The 19,483-nt window shown below is 66.3% G+C and carries 18 protein-coding genes and 1 pseudogene; 12 read left to right on the forward strand and 7 right to left on the reverse strand.

Features of this window, described 5'->3' with window-relative positions; genetic code table 11:
* From HNE04_RS28620 to HNE04_RS23885, 3 genes are all read right to left on the reverse strand, one after another.
* The coding region (locus HNE04_RS28620) for a DUF4372 domain-containing protein (protein WP_172219104.1) at positions 1-156 on the reverse strand (156 nt) is incomplete at its 3' end.
* 164 nt (positions 157-320) lie between these two features.
* Positions 321-728 (reverse strand): hypothetical protein, encoded by a 408-nt coding sequence (locus HNE04_RS23880; protein ID WP_172225099.1) that lies wholly within the window; start codon positions 726-728, stop codon positions 321-323.
* Positions 725-2,815, reverse strand: coding sequence for an ATP-dependent helicase (locus HNE04_RS23885; protein WP_172225102.1), 2,091 nt, complete (start codon positions 2,813-2,815; stop codon positions 725-727). The genes HNE04_RS23880 and HNE04_RS23885 overlap by 4 nt, the downstream gene beginning before the upstream one ends.
* Before the next feature lie 112 nt (positions 2,816-2,927).
* Here HNE04_RS23885 and HNE04_RS23890 point away from each other — a divergent pair, with 112 nt between their 5' ends.
* Positions 2,928-3,893 carry an AEC family transporter gene (locus tag HNE04_RS23890; RefSeq protein ID WP_172225105.1) on the forward strand — a complete coding sequence of 322 codons (966 nt, stop codon included), beginning with the start codon at positions 2,928-2,930 and terminating at the stop codon, positions 3,891-3,893.
* 84 nt (positions 3,894-3,977) lie between these two features.
* On the forward strand, positions 3,978-4,418 hold the full coding sequence (locus HNE04_RS23895; protein WP_172225108.1) for a nuclear transport factor 2 family protein: 441 nt from the start codon (positions 3,978-3,980) through the stop codon (positions 4,416-4,418).
* Here HNE04_RS23895 and HNE04_RS23900 read toward each other — a convergent pair.
* Entirely contained in the window at positions 4,402-5,328 is a 927-nt protein-coding gene (locus HNE04_RS23900) for a hypothetical protein (protein ID WP_172225111.1), read from the reverse strand. The genes HNE04_RS23895 and HNE04_RS23900 overlap by 17 nt on opposite strands.
* A 220-nt stretch (positions 5,329-5,548) precedes the next feature.
* Here HNE04_RS23900 and HNE04_RS23905 point away from each other — a divergent pair, with 220 nt between their 5' ends.
* A complete protein-coding gene (locus HNE04_RS23905; RefSeq protein WP_172225114.1) occupies positions 5,549-5,926 on the forward strand; it encodes a response regulator in 378 nt (125 codons plus the stop codon).
* Here the strand turns inward: HNE04_RS23905 and HNE04_RS23910 are convergent.
* Positions 5,923-6,627, reverse strand: coding sequence for a glutathione S-transferase N-terminal domain-containing protein (locus HNE04_RS23910; protein ID WP_172225117.1), 705 nt, complete (start codon positions 6,625-6,627; stop codon positions 5,923-5,925). The two genes, HNE04_RS23905 and HNE04_RS23910, sit on opposite strands and share 4 nt — an antisense overlap.
* A gap of 73 nt (positions 6,628-6,700) precedes the next feature.
* Here HNE04_RS23910 and HNE04_RS23915 point away from each other — a divergent pair, with 73 nt between their 5' ends.
* The 3 genes from HNE04_RS23915 (at position 6,701) to HNE04_RS23925 (ending at position 8,901) form a co-directional block, all read left to right on the forward strand.
* Positions 6,701-7,630, forward strand: a complete 930-nt coding sequence (locus tag HNE04_RS23915) for an ABC transporter ATP-binding protein (protein ID WP_172225357.1) — start codon at positions 6,701-6,703, stop codon at positions 7,628-7,630.
* The gene (locus HNE04_RS23920) at positions 7,627-8,388 is read left to right on the forward strand and encodes an ABC transporter permease (RefSeq protein ID WP_172225120.1); all 762 of its coding nucleotides are present in this window, start codon (positions 7,627-7,629) and stop codon (positions 8,386-8,388) included. The genes HNE04_RS23915 and HNE04_RS23920 overlap by 4 nt, the downstream gene beginning before the upstream one ends.
* 105 nt (positions 8,389-8,493) lie before the next feature.
* On the forward strand, positions 8,494-8,901 hold the full coding sequence (locus tag HNE04_RS23925; RefSeq protein ID WP_172225123.1) for a DUF3597 domain-containing protein: 408 nt from the start codon (positions 8,494-8,496) through the stop codon (positions 8,899-8,901).
* Between the two features lie 38 nt (positions 8,902-8,939).
* Here HNE04_RS23925 and HNE04_RS23930 read toward each other — a convergent pair whose 3' ends face one another.
* Positions 8,940-9,845 carry a LysR family transcriptional regulator gene (locus tag HNE04_RS23930; protein ID WP_172225126.1) on the reverse strand — a complete coding sequence of 302 codons (906 nt, stop codon included), beginning with the start codon at positions 9,843-9,845 and terminating at the stop codon, positions 8,940-8,942.
* Positions 9,846-9,946: 101 nt separating this feature from the next.
* Here HNE04_RS23930 and HNE04_RS23935 point away from each other — a divergent pair, with 101 nt between their 5' ends.
* The 6 genes from HNE04_RS23935 to HNE04_RS23960 all read left to right on the forward strand — a co-directional run bounded on the left by HNE04_RS23935 (position 9,947) and on the right by HNE04_RS23960 (position 17,623).
* The gene (locus HNE04_RS23935; RefSeq protein ID WP_172225129.1) at positions 9,947-10,798 is read left to right on the forward strand and encodes an alpha/beta hydrolase; all 852 of its coding nucleotides are present in this window, start codon (positions 9,947-9,949) and stop codon (positions 10,796-10,798) included.
* An 89-nt stretch (positions 10,799-10,887) separates the two neighbouring features.
* Positions 10,888-12,120, forward strand: a complete 1,233-nt coding sequence (locus HNE04_RS23940; RefSeq protein WP_172225132.1) for an efflux RND transporter periplasmic adaptor subunit — start codon at positions 10,888-10,890, stop codon at positions 12,118-12,120.
* A gap of 20 nt (positions 12,121-12,140) precedes the next feature.
* Positions 12,141-15,389, forward strand: a complete 3,249-nt coding sequence (locus tag HNE04_RS23945) for an efflux RND transporter permease subunit (RefSeq protein ID WP_172225135.1) — start codon at positions 12,141-12,143, stop codon at positions 15,387-15,389.
* Positions 15,386-16,843: an efflux transporter outer membrane subunit gene (locus tag HNE04_RS23950; RefSeq protein ID WP_172225138.1), complete on the forward strand. Its 1,458-nt coding sequence runs from the start codon at positions 15,386-15,388 to the stop codon at positions 16,841-16,843. The genes HNE04_RS23945 and HNE04_RS23950 overlap by 4 nt, the downstream gene beginning before the upstream one ends.
* 136 nt (positions 16,844-16,979) lie before the next feature.
* Entirely contained in the window at positions 16,980-17,267 is a 288-nt protein-coding gene (locus HNE04_RS23955) for a hypothetical protein (protein ID WP_172225141.1), read from the forward strand.
* A 167-nt stretch (positions 17,268-17,434) separates the two neighbouring features.
* Entirely contained in the window at positions 17,435-17,623 is a 189-nt protein-coding gene (locus tag HNE04_RS23960) for a hypothetical protein (RefSeq protein WP_172225144.1), read from the forward strand.
* A 7-nt stretch (positions 17,624-17,630) separates the two neighbouring features.
* Here the strand turns inward: HNE04_RS23960 and HNE04_RS23965 are convergent.
* Positions 17,631-19,418, reverse strand: a pseudogene (locus HNE04_RS23965) (carboxyl transferase domain-containing protein); the annotation flags it as partial.
* Between the last annotated feature and the right edge of the window lie 65 nt (positions 19,419-19,483).

Below are 19,483 nucleotides of genomic sequence, written 5' to 3' on the forward strand. Positions count from 1 at the left end.
CGAAGTCAGTTGCGCAAACATCATGCACAGCAACTGATCCCAATGCGAGAACTTCAGCGGCGCGTGCGAGCCCGAGTAACGCGCCACGCACCGATCAAAAACGGACCGCGGCAGATGCTCCTTCAATTGAGCAAATACCAGCTTGCCTTTGTGCATGGCCGCACCCCCGCAAATCCATACGAGTGTGCGGCTTCGGGAAGCTGAAATTCAAATCGACCCGGCCACGCCCGGCCGTTTAAATCAATCAAATCAACGACTTGCGATCCAAATGAGAACGCTTCTCCGGACAGTAGTGGGTCAGGCCCGCAATGACAGCCGCTTCACTGCTTGCGCAGCACGAACTGGAATTGCCGCGGATCGCCCTCGGCCTTCCAGCTGCCGCGGATTTCCCGGCCGCAGGAGCCCTCGACCACATCGCCTAGCCAGACGGCGCTGATGTTGGTGCCGTTCGCCGATTCTTCGAGGTTGAACTCGCCGCCGTCCACGTCGCCCGCGACCAACGCGCGCTCGCCGTCGCGGTTGATGGCGCCGCGCACGCTGTCGGTGAGCTCGGGGTGCCTCTCCAGCAGCAGGGTCGCGCCTTGCGCCAGGCCCTCGAACTCGGCGCGCCACAGGCCCAGCAGGTGCTGTAGGCCGACTTCGGCAGCTTTGGGGCAGATAGCGGCCTGCGCCCCGGCAGTGCCAGGCAAGGCGGAGATCGCCAATACCAACGCGAGCAGCAGCTTCATGGCGCGCTGGCGGCCGCTGCGGCCGCTGCCGTGTCGATGGCCTTCTTGGCGAACTCCGCGCGCAGGGCCTTGAGCTTTTCGCGCGGGTCTTCCTTGGTCGTTGCCGTTTCCAACGCCATCTCGGCGATGAAGCGGCTGGGTTGCGCGGCAATCATCTCGCGGCCCTTCTTGCGCCTCTTGGTCCAGCTCACGGCCAGCGAGCGCTGGGCCCGCGTGATGCCCACGTACATCAGGCGCCGCTCTTCCTGCAGGCGCTGCAGGATGCCTTCGGACATGGGGCCATCGGCCCGGCCGGTGGGGTTGTCGTCGTCGCCCAGCTTGAACGGCAAGAGGCCTTCGGTCACGCCCACCAGCATCACATGCGGCCACTCCAGGCCCTTGGCGGCATGCAGCGTGGAGAGCGTCACCACGTTCTGGTCTTGTTCGCGCTCGCTGATGGTGGACAAGAGGGCGATGGTCTGCGCCACTTCGAGCAGGCTTTTCTTCTCGCCGGCGATGCTCACGCCTGCGGCATCGTCGATCTCGCCGCCGCAGCGCTGCGACATCCAGTCGCAGAACTCCAGCACGTTGGTCCAGCGGCTGGCCGCGAGCTTCTCGCTGTCCTCGCCGTCGTACAGATGCTTCTCGTAGTCGATCTCCTTGAGCCACTCCAGCATGAAGGCGCGCGCGTCCTGGGCGCCAAGGGTGTGGCGGGCGCGGAATTCCAGGTCGTTCACGTAGCGGCCGAATTCGTGCAGGCTGCCGACGGCCTTGGCCGGCAGCACGGAAGCCAGCGAGGAGGAGAACAGCGCCTCGAACAGGCTCAGCTTGTACTTGCTGGCGAACGTGCCGAGGTTTTGCAGCGTGGTGTGGCCGATGCCGCGCTTGGGCGTGGTGATGGCGCGCAGGAAGGCCGGATCGTCGTCGTTGTTGATCCACAGCCGAAACCAGGCGCACAGGTCCTTGATCTCGGCGCGATCGAAAAAGCTCTGGCCGCCCGACACCTTGTACGGGATCTGGGCCTTGCGCAGCGCCTGCTCGAAGATCCGGGCCTGGTGGTTGGCGCGGTACAGCACCGCGAACTCCCTCCACTCCTGGCCCAGGCCGTTGGCCCGGGTGGACTGGATGCGGGCCACCACGCGCTCGGCCTCGTGTTCCTCGTTGTCCGCATCGACGACGCGCACCGGCTCGCCTTCGCCCAGTTCGGAGAACAGGGTCTTGGGAAAGAGCTTGGGATTGGGCCCGATCACGTTATTGGCCGCGCGCAGGATGGCGCTGGTGGAGCGGTAGTTCTGCTCCAGCTTCACCACTTTCAGCTGCGGGAAGTCCAGCGGCAGACGCTTCAGGTTGTCCAGTGTGGCGCCGCGCCAGCCGTAGATCGACTGGTCGTCGTCGCCCACGGCGGTAAAGCGGCCGCGCTCGCCCACCAGCAGCTTGAGCACCTCGTACTGCGTGGCGTTGGTGTCCTGGTATTCATCCACCAGCACGTGGCCCAGCTGCTGCTGCCATTTCTCGCGCACTTCGGCGTGCTGCTGCAGCAGCTTGAGCGGCAGGCCGATCAGGTCGTCGAAGTCCACGCTCTGGTAGGCCGCCAGGCGCTCTTCGTAGCGCGCCATGACGCGGGCCGTGACTTTCTCGTTGTCGTCCTTAGCCTGGGCCTCGGCCTGCGCCGCGTTCAGGCCCATGTTCTTCCACAGGCTGATGGCCCATTGCCACTGGCGCGCCGTCGCGGCGTCGGTGCTGCCGCCGGCGTCCTTCAGGATGCTGGTGACGTCGTCGCTGTCCAGGATGGAGAACTGGGGCTTGAGGCCCAGCGCGGCGCCGTCTTGCCGCAGCATCCGCACGCCCAGGGCGTGAAAAGTGCACACCAGCACGTTTTTCGCTTCGCGCCCGATCAGGCTCTTGGCCCGCTCGCGCATCTCGGCCGCCGCCTTGTTGGTGAAGGTGATGGCGGCGATGCGCTTGGCTTCCAGGCCGGTCTGTATCAGCCGCGCGATCTTGTGCGTGATCACGCGGGTCTTGCCCGAGCCGGCGCCGGCCAGCACGAGGCAGGGGCCGTGCATGTAGTTGACAGCTTCTTGCTGGGCGGAATTCAGGCCGGAGGACATCGGGAGGGAAGAAGCTGGGGGGGCGTACTGCGAAGGAAGCGGGGAATCATACCGGCGTGTGCAGTCAGCGCCCTGACACCCTGTCCTTGCAAGTTGCGCGGAAAATACGCCGGTGCTTGACATCCTCCTGGTCACCTTTCCCTTCTTCGCGCTGGTACTGTGTGGCTATGTGGCCGCCCGGCGCCGCATGCTGCCGCTGGACGCCATCCCCGGGCTCAACACCTTCGTGCTTTATTTCGCGCTGCCGTGCATGCTGTGGCGGTTCGGCGCCAGCACGCCGATCGCGCAGCTGCTGGATGCCGTCGCCGCTTCGGTCTATCTCCTGTGCGCGCTCGCCATGGTGATCTTCGTGGTCTGGTCCAGCCGCAACTCGCGCATCGGCTGGAACGACGCGTCGTTCGGGGCGCTGGTCGCCGCGTTTCCCAACACGGGCTTCATGGGCGTGCCGCTGCTGGTGGCCCTGCTCGGCGCGCAAGCAGCGGGGCCGGCCATCCTCACCATCATGATCGACCTGCTGATCACCAGTTCGCTGTGCATTGCGCTGTCGCGGCTGGACGGGGCGGATGAACATGGTGCGCGTAGGGCGGCGAAGAACGCGCTGCGAGGCGTTGCCATCAACCCCATGCCCTGGGCCATCGTGCTGGGCGGAGCTGCGTCGGCCTTGCAGTGGGTACCGATCAAGCCGGTGGCGCAGACCGTAGGCCTGCTTGCGGATTCAGCCTCGCCGGTGGCGCTGTTCACGATCGGCGCCGTGCTGGCGCGCTCGCAATACGTCGCCGCGCTGGGGGAACACGAACCCATGCCGTGGCGCGACTTCGTGCCCGTGGCCTTGTTCAAACTGCTGCTTCATCCGGGGCTGGTGTGGGTCGCAGGCAGCGCGGCGATCGCGCTGGGCTTGCCGCTCGACCGATTCGCGCTGACGGTGATGGTGCTGGTGGCGGCGCTGCCGTCTGCCAGCAACGTGGCATTGCTGGCAGAGCGGTTCGGCGCGGATACCGGGCGCATTGCCCGGATCATCCTGCTGACCACGGCAGCGGCGTTCCTCACTTTCTCGGCGGCGGTGGCGTTGGTGCGCTGAGTCGCGGATGAACAGGTCCGAAAACGGCCAGACGCGGACGGCGCCCGGGGCGACCATGGCGTTTCAACTTTCACTGGAGCAGCCATGGACTCATCCGACACCAAACAGATCGTCAAGAACGCATGGAAGGCGTTCGCCTCGCACGACGCCGAGCAGATAGCGGCGGTGTTCACCGAAGACGCGCAATGGCTGGCGCCCCCGGGCAATGCCACGGCCAAGGCCCTGGGCCACACCGGGCACGTGCTGGACCGCAAGACCATCGTGCACTTCATGGCCCATGAGTTCCCTACGCTTTTCGTGAGCAACGTGGAATTGACCTTTACCGGCCTGGTCGCCGAAGGATCGACGGCGGTGCTCGAGCATCGCCTGCAGGCGACGCTGGCCAACGGCAGGCATTACGACAACGACTACTGCTTCGTCATCGAGACCCGCGACGGCCGCATCCGCCGCATGCGCGAATACATGGACACGCAGCGCGGCTTCAAGTGCATCTTCGGGGACGCCGAACTCAGTCGAGCCGCTTGATCACGGCCAGCGTGCCGTCCTTGAAGTCGGCGACCGTGAGCGTCGGCTTGAGCGAGTTGCAGTTGCCGGGTATGTACTGGATCGGCGGCTGCCCGAAGCGTTCGTAGAGGCGCCGATGGCAGCCTTCGCGGGTGGCGACCAGATAGAGCGGCTTGCGCTTGAGCTCGTCGTCGGCAACCGATACCCCGATCGAGAAGGGGATGCGCGAGCTGTGGGCGAAGTCGTTCCTGAAGTCCGCCTGGGTGCCCAGGAAAGAGCCGTAGTCCCGCCATCGGATAAAGCGGTAGCGCACCTTGCCCACATGGGTCAGGGTTGCGCCATTCGCGACATAGGCGCCGATGCCAAAGAGCAGCGGGTCCTTGCTCTTGGAACTGACCGTCACGGTGGCGGTGACGAACTTCCTTCCCTTCTCGGCATCGAGGAATTTCCAGCCGTCGCCGTGCCAGTCGAAGATCCATCGCCGCACGACGCCGGTGGCGGTGAGGCCCATGCTGGTATCGCCATGGCTGAAATAGGGGCTGGTCCGCAGGGCCTTGAAGCCCAGTGCGGCGACCCGCTTTGCCTCTTCCTCGGCGGCGCGCTGTCTGGCAACGAGCATGTCGACCTGCCTTCCGGCAAGAGCTGCTTCCGCGCTGAGGGGGTACCTGTCGATCAGGCGCTTCAACGCCGCCTTGGCCTTCTCCGCATCCTGGGCCTTGACCGCAGCATCCACCTCGGCGGCAAGCACCGCGGGGGAAATGCGCAGCTGGGCGTTCTCGGCCCGCAGCCGCATCACCTCGGCCCGGAGCACCTCGAGCTCGCCCGGGTAATCGGTGGCGGCCACCGATGCGCACGCGCCGAATGCCACCAGCAACCCGAGCCACAGCGAAACCTTCCTGCGAGAACCAACGTGGGTTGTTTCACCTGTCACGAGGCTGGCTCCTTTCGCCTGCAAATGTTCTATGTGCATCAGAATGTTGCTTGATTGAACGCTGGGGCTTGTCGGACAAGAGCGACGACCCGCGTCAGTCGGCGCCACAGCAGGCGCTCCAGGCCATAAGCTCAACAGTAAGGCGCTTCGAAAGTAGACCTATGGCTTAGGCAATAATCCGGGCTCCAGTCTTAGCCAGCTTTTCAAGTGGAGCGACGTCGTGCCGGTCAAAGTATTCCTAGTGGAAGACATGAAGCATTTGCAGGAGGTCATCTCCGATCTGCTGGCCAGCATCGGCGACTTCCTGCTGATCGGCACGGCCACCACCGAGGCTGAAGCCAACCTGTGGCTGGCGGACAATCCCGACCGCTGGGACCTGGCGATCGTCGATCTCGTCCTGGAGCAGGGCAGCGGCATGAGCGTCGTCGCCAAGTGCAAGCGCCGCCCCAGCGCGAGCAAGGTCGTGGTCTTCAGCGACTACGTGACGCCGGGCATCCACAAGCACTGCCTGGGCCTGGGCGCGGACGCCGCCATCCCCAAGTCCGACATGCCCGCTTTCATCGAGTACTGCTCGGGCCTGACGCCGGCAACCGCTTAGGAACGCTTGGGGATCTCGATCCCGCGCGCCACCGCCGGGCGGGCAACGAAGGCGGCCAGCGCCCGCGTGACATGCGGGAAATCCGAGATACCCACCAGGTCGCCCGCTTCGTAGAACCCGATCAGGTTGCGCACCCAGGGGAAGGTCGCGATGTCGGCGAAGGTGTAGGCATCGCCCATGATCCATTTCCTGTTTGCGAGCCGCTGGTTCAGCACGCCCAGCAGCCGGCTGGATTCGGCCGTGTAGCGATCGCGCGGCCGCTTGTCCTCGAAGTCCTTGCCCGCGAACTTATGGAAGAAGCCCACCTGGCCGAACATCGGGCCGATGCCGCCCATCTGGAACATCAGCCACTGGACGGCTTCCCAGCGGCCGGCCGGATCCTGCGGCATGAACATCCCGGCCTTGTCGGCGAGGTAAAGCAGGATGGCGCCGGACTCGAAAAGGGCCAGCGGCTTGCCGCCCGGGCCGTGGGGATCGAGGATGGCCGGGATCTTGTTATTGGGGTTGAGCGACAGGAACTCCGGCGACATCTGGTCGCTGGTTTCGAAGCCCACCCGGTGTGGCTCGTAAGGCAGCCCGGTCTCCTCCAGCATCACTGAAACCTTGATGCCGTTGGGCGTCGGCAGCGAATAAAGCTGGATCCGGTCGGGGTGCTGGGCAGGCCACTTGCGGGTGATGGGGAAGGAGGAGATGTCGGTCATGGCCGTGAATCTAGCAGCAAGCCATCATCCCTGCAGCCGCGGAAAAAAGCCCGAATGGGGTATCGTCGCGCGCATGCAGCAAGCGATCATCTCCATCTCGGGCCTTTCCAAGACCTACGCCTCCGGGTTCAAGGCCCTCAGCAACGTGGACCTGGAAATCCGGCGCGGCGAGATCTTCGCCCTGCTGGGCCCCAATGGCGCCGGCAAGACCACGCTGATCAGCATCATCTGCGGCATCGTCAATCCGTCCGAGGGCCGCGTCAACGTGGATGGCTACGACATCGCCTCGCAGTACCGCGCGGCGCGTTCGCTGATCGGTCTGGTCCCCCAAGAGATCGCCACCGACTCCTTCGAGACCGTGTGGAACACGGTCTCGTTCAGCCGCGGCCTGTTCGGCAAGCCCGCCAATCCGGCGCACATCGAGAAGGTGCTCAAGGACCTGTCGCTGTGGGACAAGCGCAACAGCAAGATCATGACCTTGTCGGGCGGCATGAAGCGCCGCCTGATGATCGCCAAGGCCCTGTCGCACGAGCCGCAGGTGCTGTTCCTGGACGAACCCACGGCGGGCGTCGACGTGCAGCTGCGCCAGGGCATGTGGGAGCTGGTGCGCTCCTTGCGCGATACCGGCGTCACCATCATCCTGACGACGCACTACATCGACGAAGCCGAGGTGATGGCCGACCGCATCGGCGTCATCAGCAAGGGCGAGATCATCCTGGTGGAGAACAAGGACGAGCTGATGCGCAAGCTCGGCAAGAAGCAGCTGACGCTGCAATTGCAACATCCCATGCAAGGCATCCCGGACGCACTGTCGGCGCTGCCGCTGGAGTTGTCCGGCGCAGGCAACGAGCTGACCTATACCTACGACGCCCACAGCGAGCACTCGGGCATCGCCGGCCTGCTGGAAGACCTGGACCGCGCCGGCATCGCCTTCAAGGACCTGCAGACCAGCCAGAGTTCGCTGGAAGATATTTTCGTCAGCCTGGTGAGGGAAGAACAATGAACCTGCATGCCATCCGCGCGATTTACCGGTTCGAGATGGCGCGCACCTGGCGCACCATCCTGCAAAGCATCGTCTCGCCCGTAGTGTCCACTTCGCTGTATTTCGTGGTGTTCGGCGCGGCGATCGGTTCGCGCATTCCGGAGGCGGGCGGCGTGAGCTACGGCGCCTTCATCGTGCCCGGCCTGGTGATGCTCTCCATCCTGACTCAAAGCGTATCGAACGCCTCGTTCGGGATCTACTTTCCCAAGTTCACCGGCACCATCTATGAGCTGCTGTCGGCGCCGGTGTCCACCCTCGAGATCGTGGTGAGCTATGTGGGCGCGGCGGCGACCAAGTCCATCATCCTCGGCCTGATCATCCTGGCCACGGCCGCGCTGTTCGTGCCGCTGCGCATCCAGCATCCCGTCTGGATGCTGACGTTCCTGGTGCTCACCGCGCTGACTTTCAGCCTGCTGGGCTTCATCATCGGCATCTGGGCCGACGGCTTCGAGAAACTGCAGTTCGTCCCCACACTCATCATCACGCCGCTGGCCTTCCTCGGCGGCAGCTTCTACTCGATCGACATGCTGCCGCCGCTGTGGCAGAAGGTGACCTTGTTCAACCCCGTCGTGTACCTGATCAGCGGCTTTCGCTGGAGCTTCTATGGCACGGCCGACGTGGGCGTGGGCATCAGCCTGGCCATGACGCTGCTGTTCATGGCGATCTGCCTGGGCATCGTGGCCTGGATCTTCAAGACCGGCTATCGGCTGAAAATGTAAGACACTGCCTGCGGGAGCCAGGGCTCTTCGTCCGACAGGCCCAGCGCGAAGAAACGGCCAGCATGGGCCTTTTGGGCACATCGCCCGTTCTTCAAGAGGCATCCCATGAGCATTCTCGGAAAAATCTTCGGCCGTATCTTCCCGCAGGCCAAGGCCGCCCAGCCGCCGGCAACGCCTGCGCAGACTTCTCCTGGCGCTACCGGCACGGCACCTCAAGCCGGGCCCGGGCAAACAGCGCCCACCGCGGCGATGGACCGGGTCGATGTCGAGAAGGTGCTGGACCAGCTGGCGGCGACGAAGGGGCAGAAGCTGAACTGGCGCACCTCCATCGTCGACCTGATGAAGTTGGTGGATCTCGACAGCAGCCTGCAGGAGCGCAAGGAGCTGGCCGACGAGCTGAAGTACACCGGCGACAAGAACGACTCGGCGACCATGAACATCTGGCTGCACAAGCAGGTCATGAAGAAGCTGGAAGAGAACGGCGGCAAGGTGCCGGCCGATCTGAAGGACTAGGGCTGGACTGTCATCCCGGGCCTGACCCGGGATCCATGTCACAAGTGCGGGAACTTCGCGAACAGGTCCGCCGCCCAATCGACGAACGCCCTGACCTTGGCACTCAAGTGCCGGTTGGGCGGATACACCACATGGATGGGAAGGGGTGGCCGTGACCAATCCGGGAGCACCTTCACCAGCTCACCGCTGGCCAGGTAGGGCGCGGCCTGGAACATCGCCGTCTGGGAAACGCCCAGGCCCGCCAGCACGGCCGCCATGTGGGCGTTGCTGTCGTTGACGGACACCTTGTGGCGCCCGACCAGTTCGATGGTCTCACCATCCTTGACAAAGATGTCGGGGTAGGAGCGCCCGGTGACCGCCGAAAAGAAGTTCACCATGATGTGCCCGTCCTCCAGCTCGTTGGGGTGAGCCGGCTCGCCGTGGCGCTTCAGGTACTCAGGGGAGGCGACCGTCACCAGCGAAAGATTGGCGATGCGTCGCGCCACCAGCGACTGATCCAACAGATCGCCGCCGCGGATGACGCAATCGACGTTGTCGCTGATCAGGTTGACCGGCCGGTCGCCCACGCCCAGGTCGAGCTGGATGTCGGGATAGCGCTCGTAGAAACTGGGCAGCGCCGGAATGACGATGAGCCGGGCCACCGAGGCGCCCACATCGATGCGCAGGCGCCCGCTGGGATTGGCCTGGGCATTGGTCATGCTCGCTTCGATGTCGTCCAGGTCGTTCAAGAGGCGCGCCGTGCGCTCGTAGTAGGCGGCGCCATCGGGCGTCACCGTCACGCGGCGGGTGGTGCGATTGAGCAGTTTCACCTTGAGCCGGCCCTCCAGGTGCTGCACCAGCTTGGTGACTGTGCCTTTGGGCAAATCCAGCGAGGCCGCCGCCTTGGTGAAGGTGCCGGCCTCCACCACACGGGCAAATACGCGCATCGACTGAATCTGATCCATCTTGTTATCCCTCGAAAGTGTTCGCATTGTTCCCGGTTTGGAAACGCAGAACTGGCAGGAGGCCCCTTTATCCGCATCAGGTACATGCCTATAGTCCAACCATGCCCTCCAGCCGTACCGCGCCCGCTGCCCCAACGACCATCGTGGAGTCCGACACCACGATCGCCGTGACGGGGCACCCGCCTCTGCTTGCCCGCATCTACGGCCGGCGCGGGGCGCAGCCGGCAGCGCCCCTGGTGCTTCACTTCCATGGCGGCACCTTCGTCAGCGGCGACCTCGACAGCGGTGCCTGCATGGCGCGGATGCTGGCCGAGGTGGATGCGGTGGTGGTGTCGCTGGCGTACCCGCTGGCGCCGGCCCATCCTTTCCCCGAGGCCGTCGAGTCGGCCTATGCCGCGCTGGAGTGGACCTACAAGCAGCGCAACAAGCTGGCCGGCGCCGGCGCGCGCGTGTACCTGGCCGGCGATGAAGCGGGCGGCAATCTCGCAGCCGCCGTGGCACTGGTGGCGCGCGACCGGGCCCATCCGCCGTTGGCGGGGCAGATCCTGGTGGCGCCCATGCTCGATCCCTGCGTCGGTACCGCGTCGCTGCGCGAGTCGATGGACTGCGGCTCAGTGAGCTGCAAGTGGGCCGATGGCTGGCAACAATACCTGCGCAGCCCCATGGATGCCGAACACCCGTATGCGGTGCCGAGCCGCGCGCGGCGGCTGGTGGATTTGCCGCCGGCCCTGGTGTTGACCGGCGCCGACGATCCGATGCGTGACGAGGCCCTGGCCTACGCGCAGCGCTTGCGCGACGCCGGGATCGCGGTGACCAGCGGCTTGCTGCCCGTGGAAACCGGCTGGCCCGATTCGCTGAGCGAGCCACCGGCGCAGGAGTGCCCCTGTGCGACCAGCGTGAAGCAGCATCTGCGCGCGTTCTTCTACCCAGCGACGCCACCGCCGCCCTCGTAGCGCCGGCCAAGCCACCACCTCACCGATTGCCGCGAAACCTGGCGTACCCCGCCGGGCTGGACCGACTCACCCTCAAAAAGGAAGAAACCATGACCAACGACACCACCAAATCCACTCGTGACCGCCGGCTCTGGACCGCCATCGGCTCGCTCACCGCGCTGGCCGCCATCGTTTCCGCGCTGTTCGGGCTGGGCGGGCCCAAGGCGCAGGCCAGCGCCAATGCCTCCGCCGTGCAGGCCACGCCGGTGTCGGTCGCTGCCGTGAGCGAAAGCGAAGTCACGGCCTGGGACGAGTTTTCGGGGCGGCTCGAAGCCGTGGAGCGGGTGGACGTGCGCTCGCGTGTGGCAGGCGCCGTGCAGGCAGTGCATTTCCGTGAGGGCGCCCTGGTCAAGAAGGGCGACCTGCTCATCACCATCGATCCGGCGCCCTACGCCGCCGATGCCGAGCGCGCCGAAGCGCAGGTCGCCGCCGCCCAGGCCCGCCTGAGCCGTGCCCAGGGCGACCACGTCCGGGCGCAGCGGCTGTGGGAAGAGAAGGCTATCTCCCAGCGCGAATACGAAGAGCGGCTGAACGCCCAGCGCGAGGCCGATGCCAATCTGCGGGCGGCCCAGGCCCAGCGCGAGTCGGCTCGCCTGAGCCTGAGCTACACCCAGGTGCGCGCCCCCGTGTCGGGCCGCATCGGCCGCCTCGAAGTCACCGCCGGCAACCTGGTGGCGGCCGGCCCCGGCGCCCCGGTGCTCACCACGCTGGTCTCGGTCAGCCCCATCTATGCCAGCTTCGACACCGACGAGCAGATCATCGCCCGCGCGCTCCAGGACATGCCCGGCGGCTCCAGCGCCCGCGCCCTGATCGAACGCATCCCGGTGCAGATGGGCACGGCGGCGATGACCGACACGCCCTACCAGGGCCGCCTGCAACTGATCGACAACCAGGTCGATGCCAAGAGCGGCACCGTGCGCGTGCGTGCCGCCTTCGACAACAAGGACGGGGCACTGATGCCCGGGCAGTTCGCCCGCGTGCGCATGGGCCAGGCCCAGAGTACCCGCGCCTTGCTGGTCAATGAGCGGGCCGTCGGCACCGACCAGAACAAGAAGTTCGTGCTGGTGGTGGGCGAGGGCAACAAGGCCGAGTACCGCGAAGTCACGCTGGGCGGTTCGGTCAATGGCTTGCGCGTGGTCAAGGGCGGCCTCAAGGCCGGCGAGCGCATCGTGGTCAATGGCCTGCAGCGCGTGCGGCCCGGCTCGCTGGTGCAGCCGCAGCCCGTGAACATGGACGCCAAGCCCGAGGTGCAAGCCAAGTCCGAAGCCGGCGCCAAGTCCTGAGCCGCTCCCGAAAGACTCCCATGAATCTGTCGAAATTTTTCATCGACCGGCCGATCTTCGCCGGCGTGCTGTCGCTGCTGATCTTCCTGTCCGGCCTGATCGCGCTGCGCGGGTTGCCGATCTCCGAATACCCGGAGGTGGTGCCGCCTTCCGTCGTGGTGCGGGCCAACTATCCCGGCGCCAATCCCAAGGTGATCGCCGAAACCGTGGCGACGCCGCTGGAGGAAGCCATCAACGGCGTCGAAGGCATGCTCTATATGAGCAGCCAGGCGACCACCGACGGCCTGATGACGCTGAACGTCACCTTCAAGCTGGGTACCGATCCCGACAAGGCCCAGCAGCTGGTGCAAAACCGGGTGGCCCAGGCCGAGCCGCGCCTGCCCGAGGAAGTGCGGCGCCTGGGCATCACCACCATCAAGAGCTCGCCCGACCTCACGATGGTGGTGCACCTGCTGTCGCCCAACAACCGCTACGACATGACCTACCTGCGCAACTACGCGCTGCTCAACGTCAAGGACCGGCTGGCCCGGGTGCAGGGCGTGGGCGACGTGCAGCTGTTCGGCTCGGGCGACTATTCGATGCGGGTCTGGCTCGATCCGCAGAAAGTCGCGCAGCGCGGTCTTTCGGCCAGCGACGTGGTGCGAGCCATCCGCGAGCAGAACGTGCAGGCCGCCGCCGGCGTCGTGGGTGCCTCGCCCGGCCTCAAGGGCGTGGACCTGCAGCTGTCCATCAACGCCCAGGGCCGGCTGCAAAGCGAAGAGGAATTCGGCGACATCATCGTCAAGAGCAGCGCCGACGGCGCCGTGACCCGGCTGCGCGATATCGCCCGGCTGGAGCTGGGCGCATCGAGCTATTCGTTGCGCTCGCTCCTGGACAACAAGGACGCGGTGGCGGTGCCGGTGTTCGCCGCGCCGGGCTCCAACGCCATCCAGATCTCCGATGGCGTGCGCGCCACCATGGCCGAGCTCAAGAAGACCATGCCCGAAGGCGTGGAGTACGAGATCGTCTACGACCCCACGCAGTTCGTCCGCGCCTCCATCGAATCGGTGGTCCACACGCTGCTGGAAGCCATCCTGCTGGTGGTGCTGGTCGTCATCCTGTTCCTGCAGACCTGGCGCGCCTCCATCATCCCGCTGCTGGCCGTCCCCATCTCCGTGGTGGGCACCTTCGCCGTGATGCACCTGTTCGGCTTCTCGATCAACGCGCTCAGCCTGTTCGGCCTGGTGCTGGCGATCGGCATCGTGGTGGACGACGCCATCGTGGTGGTGGAGAACGTGGAGCGCAACATCGAAGCGGGCCTGACGCCACGGGAAGCAACGTACCGGGCCATGCGCGAGGTGTCGGGGCCCATCATCGCCATTGCGCTGGTGCTGATCGCCGTGTTCGTGCCGCTGGCCTTCATCAGCGGCCTGACGGGCCAGTTCTATAAACAGTTCGCCTTGACCATCGCCATCTCCACGGTGATCTCCGCGGTCAATTCGCTGACGCTGTCGCCGGCCCTGGCCGCGCTGCTGCTTAAGAGCCATGACGCGCCCAAGGATGCGCTCACCCGCGGCATGGACCGTGTCTTCGGCCGCTTCTTCGCCGCCTTCAATCGTGCCTTTGGCCGCGGCGCCGGTGCCTACACCCAGGGTGTGAAGACGGTGATCTCGCGCAAGGCGCTGATGCTGAGCATCTACCTGGCGCTGGCAGCGGCGACCGTCGGGCTGTTCAAGCTGGTGCCGAACGGCTTCGTGCCGGCGCAGGACAAGCAGTACCTGATCGGCTTCGCGCAACTGCCCGATGGCGCCACGCTGGACCGCACCGAGGACGTCATCCGCCGCATGAGCGAGATCACGCTCAAGCAGCCCGGCGTGGAACATGCGGTGTCGTTTCCCGGCCTGTCGATCAACGGCTTCACCAACAGCTCCAACTCCGGCATCGTGTTCGCCACGCTCAAGCCTTTCTCCGAGCGGCGCGGCGCCGACCAGAGCGCCGGCGCCATCGCCGGCCAGCTCAACGCCCAGTTCGGCCAGCTGCAGGATGCCTTCGTCATGATGTTCCCGCCGCCGCCGGTGCAGGGCCTGGGCACGACGGGCGGATTCAAGCTGCAACTGGAAGACCGCGGCTCGCTCGGCTACGAGGCGCTGGACGGCGCGCTCAAGGCCTTCATGGCCAAGGCCTACCAGGCGCCGGAACTGGCCGGCATGTTCTCCAGTTTCCAGCTCAACGTGCCGCAGCTGTGGGCCGACATCGACCGCACCAAGGCGCGCCAGCTCGGCGTGCCGGTGACCGACGTGTTCGACACCATGCAGATCTACCTGGGCAGCCTGTACGCCAACGACTTCAACAAGTTCGGCCGCACCTACTCGGTCCGCGTCCAGGCCGATGCGCCTTATCGTGCCCGGGCCGAGGACATCGGCTTGCTGAAGGTGCGCTCGGCCACCGGCGAGATGGTGCCGCTGTCGGCTCTGATGAACATCAAGCCGAGCTTCGGCCCGGAACGCGCGATGCGCTACAACGGCTACCTCTCGGCCGACATCAACGGCGGCCCGGCTCCCGGCTATTCGTCGGGCCAGGCGCAGGACGCCGTCAAGCGCATCGCCGCCGAGACCCTGCCGGCCGGCATCAGCTTCGAATGGACCGAGTTGACCTACCAGGAAATCCTGGCCGGCAATTCAGCAGCCTGGGTGTTCCCGCTGGCCATCCTGCTGGTGTTCCTGGTGCTGGCCGCGCAGTACGAGAGCCTGACGCTGCCGCTGTCGATCATCATGATCGTGCCCATGGGCCTGCTGGCGGCGATGACCGGCGTGTGGCTGTCCGATGGCGACAACAACGTCTTCACCCAGATCGGCCTGATGGTGCTGGTCGGGCTGTCGGCCAAGAACGCCATCCTGATCGTGGAGTTCGCGCGCGAGTTGGAGTTCGCCGGGCGAACGCCGGTGCAGGCCGCCATCGAAGCCAGCCGGCTGCGGCTGCGTCCCATCCTGATGACCTCGCTGGCCTTCGTCATGGGCGTGCTGCCACTGGTACTGACCACGGGCGCCGGCGCCGAGATGCGCCAGGCCATGGGCATCGCGGTGTTCGCCGGGATGATCGGTGTCACCGCCTTCGGCCTGTTCCTCACCCCAGTGTTCTACGTGACGCTGCGTGCGCTGGCCGGCAATCGGCCGCTGAAACTGCACGGCGAGGTCCCGCACCTGGAAGCGTTTGCCGCCCCGGCGGCATTTGGCGGCGGCGCGTCGGCACGGCCCGTCCCCGCTGCCCCATTGAAAGCCCATGAATCATGAACCTGTCCTTTTCGTTTCCGCGCCACGCCATGGCGCCCTTGCTGGCCGCGCTGGTGCTTGCCGGTTGCGCCACTGCACCGGCGAAGCTTCCCGTTCAGCCCGAGCCGCCCGCGAGCTTCAAGGAAACCCGCGAGCGCTGGACCATCGCGGCCCCGGCCGAGACGCAGGACCGCGGCGCCTGGTGGAAGGTGTTCGCCGATCCGGTGCTCGACGGTCTGGTCGAGCGTGCCGGCATCAACAACACCAGCATCCATCAAGCCGCAGCCCGGCTGGCCCAGGCGCGCGCCCTGGCGCGCGACGCCGAGGCCGATCGCTCGCCGCAAATCGGCATCGGCGCCGGAGCGAGCCGCCAGGCCGGAGCAGGGAGCCCCGGCGGACCGGCGCCAGCCACCTTGACGTCGGCCGGCGCCAGCCTGTCCTACGAGCTCGACCTGTTCGGCCGGCTGGCGCGCGCCCGCGATGCCGCCTCGCTCGACGCCCAGTCACGCGAAGCGCTGCTGCAGAGCACCCGCTTGCTGGTGCAAGCCGAAGTCGCGCAGACCTACCTGGCGGTGCGGGCTATGGACAGCGAACGGCAGCTGGTGCGCGAGACCGTTGCGGCCTACCAGGACACCTTGCGCCTGACGCAGCGGCGGCACCAGGCCGGCGACATTGCCGAGCTGGACGTCGTGCGGGTAGAGAGCGAGCTGGCCGCCACCGAGTCGCAAGCATTGGCCTTGGACCGGCAGAGAGCCCAGCTCGAGCATGCATTGGCCGTGCTCATAGGCGACGCGGCATCCAGCTTCACCCTGGGCGTGGAAGAGTGGCGCACAGCGCTCCCGCAAATTCCCGCAGGCGTTCCGGCCACGGTGCTGGCCCGCCGGCCCGATGTCTCGGCGGCGCAGAGCAGCATCCTGGCAGCGCAGGCGCTCCTGGGGGTGGCCCGCGCGGCCTGGTTCCCCAATGTTTCGCTCACCGCAGCGGGGGGCTTCGCCTCGCCGGAACTGGGCGACTTGTTCAAGTGGTCGGCGCGCGCCTGGGGCGTGGGCGCCTTGCTGTCCTTGCCGCTGTTCGACGGCGGTCGCCGTGAAGCCGGCGTGCAGGGTGCGCAGGCCCAACTTGACGAGGCGTTGGCCGGCTACCGCGGCCAGGTGCTGGTCGCGTTCAAGGAGGTGGAAGACCAGCTGTCGTCGCTGCGGTTGCTGCATGAGCAAGCACAGGCACAGGCTCGCGCCGTGACATCGGCAAGCCGCGCCACCGTCCTGTCCGAGTCTCGCTATCGCCATGGGCTGGACAGCCAGCTGGAGCTGCTCGACGCGCGCCGCAGCGAATTGGGCAATCGCCGGCAGGCTCTGCAGGTGCGCTCCGGCCAATACCAGGCAACGGTGGCGCTGATCCGGGCATTGGGTGGCGGCTGGGAAACGCCGACTGCTGCGCGCGAGCTTGCGGCTGCAAGTCCAACCTTGGCGCATTGATTTTCACAATCACTACACAACGTTGCGTACTCGGCAATTTTTGGAATTCGGGTCCGGGGGCGCAGAATTTGCGCAAGACTTCACGGACGAACTTCACGATCGAAGTTCCCTGGAGCCAGAACGGAGCCATTCAGTCATGCGCGAATACGGCAGCCGGGGGGGCACCCGCGGCGTTAGCCATTACGAGATAGGGCCGAATTTCATTCGCCTGCGTTTTCGCCACGATCCGCGGGTGTTCGTTTACACCGACAAGCGGCCCGGGCTGGCGAAGGTGATGCTCATGCAGCACCTCGCCGTCGAGGGCGAGGGCCTCACCTCGTTCGTCCATCAGCAGGCAGCGGGAGATTACGAGTTCTGGTTCGTGCCGCCGCGCCCGGATGCGCGCAGCCCCGCCGCCAAGTCGAGGAAGGCAACGGCGCGATAGGGGCCTGATCCACTTGGCGGATTGACAGGGTTCCAACGATCCCGGGTTGCGCGCTGCTGCCGCACGGCGGCTTGTGCGCGACCACCTATTTCTATCGATTGCTCGGCAACTGAGCGCCAGCCCGGTGTCGATGTGCATAGAATGTGCGCTGACACTACCGGGCCCCTATGGCGAATTCCGTGGACAAGGCAGCTCAGGACTGGCGCGAGGCCACCGCAGCGCTTGTCGCGGCACAGCTTGCTTTCAGCGAGAGGAAGGGGCCGGCACCCGAACCCGCGCTCATCACCGAGGCCAAGTTGCTGCGCAAGATCGCCGACCAGAGCCTTTCCAAGCTGATCGCCTCCATCAAGAAGTGACGGCCGGCTACCAGGTATCGACGTAGCGCGTTCCGGGCGGCTCCTTGTGCGTCGCCGAAGCCAGCCCGTTCACCAGCCAATCGCGGGTTTGCGCCGGGTCGATCACGGCGTCGATCTCCAGCGTGGCCGCCATGTTCATCGCCTGGCCGTTCTCGTACTGCTGGGCCACCAGCTTCTGGTACAGCGCATCGCGCTCGGCGCCCGGCGTGGCGGCCTCCAACTCCTTGCGAAAGCCCAGCTTCACCGCGCCCTCCAAGCCCATGGCGCCGAACTCGCCGGTGGGCCATGACACCGTGAACACGGGGGCATCGAATCCGCCCGCCGTCATGGCCTGGGCACCGAGCCCGTAGCCCTTGCGCAGCACCACGGCGAAGAAAGGCACCGACAGATGGGCCGCCATCACGAACATCCGGGACACATGCCGCACCTGGGCCTGGGCTTCGATCTCGGGCCCGACCATGAAGCCCGGCGTGTCGGTGAGCGAGACGATGGGCAGGCCATGGGCGTTGCACAGCTGCATGAAGCGGGCCGCCTTGTCCGCGGCTTCCACGTCGATCGCGCCGCCCAGATGCTGCGGATTGTTGGCGATCAGCCCCAGGGGCCGGCCCTCGATGCGCGCCAGCGCCGTGATCATGCCGGCGCCGAATCCGGCGCGCAGCTCCAACAGCGAGCCGGTGTCCACCAATACTTCCATCAAGGCCCGGACGTCATACACGCGCAGGCGGTTCTCGGGAATGGCCTGGCGCAGCGCGTTCTGGTCGGCGCAGACCCACTGGGCCGTCGGTCCCTGGAAGTACGACAGGTATTGCTGCGCCTTGCGCACCGCTTCTTCCTCGTCCTTGACCAGCACGTCGATCACGCCATTGCGCGACTGGACTTCGCTGGGGCCGATCTGCTCTGGCTTGAAGCTGCCCAGGCCGCCGCCTTCGATCATGGCGGGGCCGCTCATGCCGATGTTGCTGGCCCGGGTGGCGATGATGACGTCGCAGCAGCCCAGCAGCGCGGCGTTGCCGGCGAAGCAGCGGCCATGCACGATGCCGACCACCGGCACCTTGCCCGAGAGCGCGGCAAACTGGCTGAAGGTGTGGTTGTTCAGGCCGGCAACGATGGGCATGTCCACGTCGCCCGGACGGCCGCCGCCCCCTTCCGCGAACAGCACGACCGGCAACTTGAGCTGGTGCGCCAAGCCCAGCATGCGGTCCTTCTTGTGGTGGTTGCGCATGCCCTGGGTGCCGGCCAGCACCGTGTAGTCGTAGGCCATCACCACGCAGCGCGATTTCTCCGGGCCGAACGCCTGGGCGTTGACGGTGCCTATGCCGGCGATCATTCCGTCGGCCGGTGTGTTGGCGATCAGGTCCTCCATGCTCCGGCGCCGGGTCTGCGCGGCCACGGCCAGCGCGCCGTACTCGATGAAGCTGCCGTCGTCGCACAGGTGCGCCACGTTCTCGCGCGCGGTGCGCCCGCCGGCGGCGTGGCGCCGGGCCACGGCCTCGGGCCGGCTGGCATCGAGCGTGAAGGCGTGACGGTCGACCACGCGCTGCAGGTCGGGCCGCAGGCCGCTCGCACTGGCGGCCGCAGGCTGCGCGGTTTCGGGCGCCGGACTCGGGCCCTGCGGCGCGGTGCTGGACACCGGCTGCGTCGCCATCAGCACGTCGCCCTCGCCGACCGACTCGCCCGCGGCGAAAAACAGTGCCCGCACCTGACCGGCCTTGTCTGCGCGAATCTCATGCTCCATCTTCATGGCTTCGAGGATGACGACCACGTCGCCTGCCTGAACGGTATCGCCGGGCGCGACGAGCCATTGCACGAGTTGGGCTTGAAGGGGGGAGCGGAGTTCGGCCATGCAGCCATTGTCGAACA

The organism is Caenimonas soli (genome assembly GCF_013155545.1).
In the GTDB taxonomy this organism is placed as follows: Bacteria; Pseudomonadota; Gammaproteobacteria; order Burkholderiales; family Burkholderiaceae_C; genus Ramlibacter; species Ramlibacter soli.

Coding starts and splice junctions, on each gene's coding strand:
- HNE04_RS23880 (WP_172225099.1), bottom strand. CDS start 728: ATGAAGCTGCTGCTCGCGTTGGTATTGGCGATCTCCGCCTTGCCTGGC.
- HNE04_RS23885 (WP_172225102.1), bottom strand. CDS start 2,815: ATGTCCTCCGGCCTGAATTCCGCCCAGCAAGAAGCTGTCAACTACATG.
- HNE04_RS23895 (WP_172225108.1), top strand. CDS start 3,978: ATGGACTCATCCGACACCAAACAGATCGTCAAGAACGCATGGAAGGCG.
- HNE04_RS23910 (WP_172225117.1), bottom strand. CDS start 6,627: ATGACCGACATCTCCTCCTTCCCCATCACCCGCAAGTGGCCTGCCCAG.
- HNE04_RS23915 (WP_172225357.1), top strand. CDS start 6,701: ATGCAGCAAGCGATCATCTCCATCTCGGGCCTTTCCAAGACCTACGCC.
- HNE04_RS23920 (WP_172225120.1), top strand. CDS start 7,627: ATGAACCTGCATGCCATCCGCGCGATTTACCGGTTCGAGATGGCGCGC.
- HNE04_RS23925 (WP_172225123.1), top strand. CDS start 8,494: ATGAGCATTCTCGGAAAAATCTTCGGCCGTATCTTCCCGCAGGCCAAG.
- HNE04_RS23930 (WP_172225126.1), bottom strand. CDS start 9,845: ATGGATCAGATTCAGTCGATGCGCGTATTTGCCCGTGTGGTGGAGGCC.
- HNE04_RS23935 (WP_172225129.1), top strand. CDS start 9,947: ATGCCCTCCAGCCGTACCGCGCCCGCTGCCCCAACGACCATCGTGGAG.
- HNE04_RS23940 (WP_172225132.1), top strand. CDS start 10,888: ATGACCAACGACACCACCAAATCCACTCGTGACCGCCGGCTCTGGACC.
- HNE04_RS23945 (WP_172225135.1), top strand. CDS start 12,141: ATGAATCTGTCGAAATTTTTCATCGACCGGCCGATCTTCGCCGGCGTG.
- HNE04_RS23950 (WP_172225138.1), top strand. CDS start 15,386: ATGAACCTGTCCTTTTCGTTTCCGCGCCACGCCATGGCGCCCTTGCTG.
- HNE04_RS23955 (WP_172225141.1), top strand. CDS start 16,980: ATGCGCGAATACGGCAGCCGGGGGGGCACCCGCGGCGTTAGCCATTAC.
- HNE04_RS23960 (WP_172225144.1), top strand. CDS start 17,435: ATGGCGAATTCCGTGGACAAGGCAGCTCAGGACTGGCGCGAGGCCACC.